Source organism: Mameliella sp. AT18, from assembly GCF_028807275.1.
Classification (GTDB): domain Bacteria; phylum Pseudomonadota; class Alphaproteobacteria; order Rhodobacterales; family Rhodobacteraceae; genus Antarctobacter; species Antarctobacter albus.
The window spans coordinates 1-2844 of record NZ_JARAMO010000122.1 but is presented as its reverse complement, the minus strand read 5'-3'; the positions used below and the strand labels follow the sequence as shown (position 1 = coordinate 2844).

The window sequence follows — 2844 nt, the reverse complement described above, 5'->3', positions numbered from 1 at the left end:
AACCTCCCCGACGCCCTCCTGCCGGAGGATTTGCGGTAGGAAACACTCCGGGGCCTCTCCGACGTCGGGAGGGGCCCCGGGGCATGTGCGAACAGGCGATCGCGGCTATCCTGTGGTGTAACAACGCCCCGAGGAACCGAACATGACCGATAAGCCGATCGTCTATCACATTCCCGTCTGTCCCTTTTCCCAGCGGCTGGAAATCCTGCTGGCCTTGCGGGGAACTCCCGATGCGGTCGAGTTCCGCGTGGTCGACATCACGAAGCCCCGCGATCCCGAGTTGCTGCGCAAAACCCGCGGAACCACCGCCCTGCCGGTGCTGGAAACGCCCGGCGGGCGCATCCTCAAGGAAAGCCTCGTCATCCTGCGCTACCTTGACGAGATGTCGCCGGGTGCCCCTTTGCGAAGGCCGGATCCGTTCGAACATGCGGTGGAATCCATGCTGATCGCGCGCGAAGGCCCGTTTACAACGGCAGGGTATCTATACGTCCTGAACCAGGAGCCAGACCAACGGGCGACCCATCGCGACAAGCTGTTGGGCCTTTACCGCGACCTGGACAGTTTCCTCTGCGAGCACAGCCCGGAGGGGTCGTTCCTCTTCGAGGATTTTGGCCTGGCCGAGGCGGTGTTCACCCCGATGTTCAAACGCTTCTGGTTTCTCGAGTACTACGAGGATTTCGCGCTGCCCGAGGGGCCGGAGTACGACCGGGTCCGGCGTTGGTACGCGGCCTGCATGGCGCACCCCGCAACCGATCAGGTCTGCCAAGAGGAGATCGTCAAGCTTTACTACGACTACGCGCTTGGGGCGGGGAACGGGGCGCTGGTCGACGGGCGGAATATTTCCAGTTTTGTCTTCGAGCCGCATTGGCGTGACCGCCCGATGCCGCCCCGTGACAAATACGCGGGCAGTGCTTCGGACGCGGACCTGGGGCTGGCCTGAGCAAACTTGGTCGCGCGGGCCGCTTGCAGCACTATGGTCCGAACAGGGAGGTGCCAATGCCCGCCATGATTTCTTTCCGCTCGGTCGTCGATCCGGCCGATTGCGATTTCCTGGGGCATATGAACGTGTCGCGCTACTTTTCGGCCTGTTCGGATGGTGTCTTTGCCGTGCAGGCAGAATTGGGACTGACGGCCCGGGACATGCGTGAAGGGCGGCGGTTATCCTTTGCCGTCGTCCATGCCAAAAGCGATTTCCGTGCCGAGTTGCAGGCCGGTGATGCGATCTGGCTGGAAAGCAACGTGGTGGAGGTTGGTGGCAAGTCGATGACCTTTCGGCACGTGCTGAAGCGAGCAGAAGACGGGGCGGTGGCCTTCGAGACGGTTTTCAAATGCGTCTTGATGGACCTTGTCACGCGGCGCGCCGTCGAGATCCCGCCGGATGTGCGCGACAGGGCAGAGACGTTGCGCGAGACGGAGGCGCCCCGGACCTGATCCGGGGCCGTCACACCGTTTCATCCTCCAACAGGCAGGCGACGTGCCGTCCTTGACGGTCCGTCAGGTCGGGCCGCTCAGTCGCGCAGGCGTCGATGCGTTTCGGGCAGCGCGACTGAAACAGACAGCCCTGCGGCAGGTCCATCGGGCTGGGCAGATCCCCGGTCAGGATCTGCGGCTGCTGTTTCACGCGGGGATCGGGCACCGGAACCGCCGAGAGAAGCGCCTGCGTGTAGGGATGGCGTGGGTTCGCCACCAGCTCACCCGCCGGGGCCATCTCCATCATGCCGCCCATGTACATCACCAGGATGTCGTCGGAGATGTGGCGCACCACGCCCAGGTCATGCGCGACAAAGATCAGCGTCAGCCCCATTTCCGCCTGCAACTCCTTGAGCAGGTTGATGACCTGCGCCTGGATCGAGACGTCGAGCGCCGAGACCGGCTCATCACAGAGCAGGATCTGCGGGCGGGCGATCAGCGCCCGTGCAATCCCGATACGCTGGCACTGTCCGCCCGAGAATTCATGTGGAAACCGGTTCATGTTGCGCTCGGCGATGCCGACGCGGTCCAGCATCTCGATCACCTTATGGCGCCTCTGCCGGCTGTTCAGCTCGGGGCAGAAGTAGACCAGCGGTTCGGCCACGATCTCGCGGATGGTCATGCGCGGGTTGAGCGAGGCCATCGGATCCTGAAAGATCATCTGCATCCTCCGCCGCAACCTTTGCAGGTCGGTGCGGCGGGCATAGTCGATGGGCTGGCCGTCCAGCGTGACGGTGCCGCTGTCATGCGGGCCAAGTCCGGCGACGGCGCGGATCAGCGTGGACTTGCCGCAGCCGGATTCGCCCACGATGCCCAGCACGCGGCCCGGCATGAGGTCAAAGCCGACTCCGTTGACCGCGTTCAGGCGCCGGGGCGGGGACCAGGGGAAACGCTTGCCCTGATGGACGGGAAAGGTGACGCGCAGGTCGCGGACCGAGAGGATGGGATCGCTCATGTCAGTTCCTCGACTGGGCGGATACAGGCGCGGCCCTCGCGGAAGTCCGGCAGCATCTCGTGGCAGGCGGGAATGGCATCGACACAGCGCGGCGCAAAGGGGCAGGCCCGGGGGGCGGCGGTCTGGTTCGGCGGACTGCCAGGTATGGCCGAAAGCGTGACATCGCCGTCGGTGATCCGCGGCACGGCGCGCAGCAGGCCGCGTGTGTAGGGATGCCCCGGTGCGTCGAAGATCGCGGGGGTCGGCGCGGCCTCCATCACGCGGCCACCGTAAAGCACCATCGTGTCGTCGCAGAACCCGGCGACAACGCCAAGGTCGTGGGTGATCAGCAGGACGGCTGTCCCCATATCGCGCTGGATCTCGTCCAGCAGGGCCATGATCTGGGCCTGCACGGTGACGTCCAGCGCCGTGGTCGGCTC

The 2844-nt window shown here is 64.9% G+C and carries 4 protein-coding genes; 2 read left to right on the top strand and 2 right to left on the bottom strand.

Annotated features, from left to right (window positions below):
* The first annotated feature begins 142 nt into the window (after positions 1-142).
* Positions 143-940, top strand: coding sequence for a glutathione S-transferase family protein (locus tag PVW46_RS13565; protein WP_069210354.1), 798 nt, complete (start codon positions 143-145; stop codon positions 938-940).
* 56 nt (positions 941-996) lie between these two features.
* On the top strand, positions 997-1431 hold the full coding sequence (locus PVW46_RS13560) for an acyl-CoA thioesterase (protein ID WP_043145426.1): 435 nt from the start codon (positions 997-999) through the stop codon (positions 1429-1431).
* Between the two features lie 10 nt (positions 1432-1441).
* Here PVW46_RS13560 and PVW46_RS13555 read toward each other — a convergent pair whose 3' ends face one another.
* Positions 1442-2425, bottom strand: a complete 984-nt coding sequence (locus PVW46_RS13555) for an ABC transporter ATP-binding protein (RefSeq protein ID WP_069210355.1) — start codon at positions 2423-2425, stop codon at positions 1442-1444.
* Positions 2422-2844, bottom strand: a 423-nt coding sequence (locus PVW46_RS13550) for an oligopeptide/dipeptide ABC transporter ATP-binding protein (protein WP_338020526.1), incomplete at its 5' end; no start/stop codon positions are given. The genes PVW46_RS13550 and PVW46_RS13555, both read right to left, overlap by 4 nt.

What these genes read in the sequence shown, in the direction of transcription:
- PVW46_RS13565 (WP_069210354.1), top strand. Translation starts at nt 143, where the DNA reads ATGACCGATAAGCCGATCGTCTATCACATTCCCGTCTGTCCCTTTTCC.
- PVW46_RS13560 (WP_043145426.1), top strand. Translation starts at nt 997, where the DNA reads ATGCCCGCCATGATTTCTTTCCGCTCGGTCGTCGATCCGGCCGATTGC.
- PVW46_RS13555 (WP_069210355.1), bottom strand. Translation starts at nt 2,425, where the DNA reads ATGAGCGATCCCATCCTCTCGGTCCGCGACCTGCGCGTCACCTTTCCC.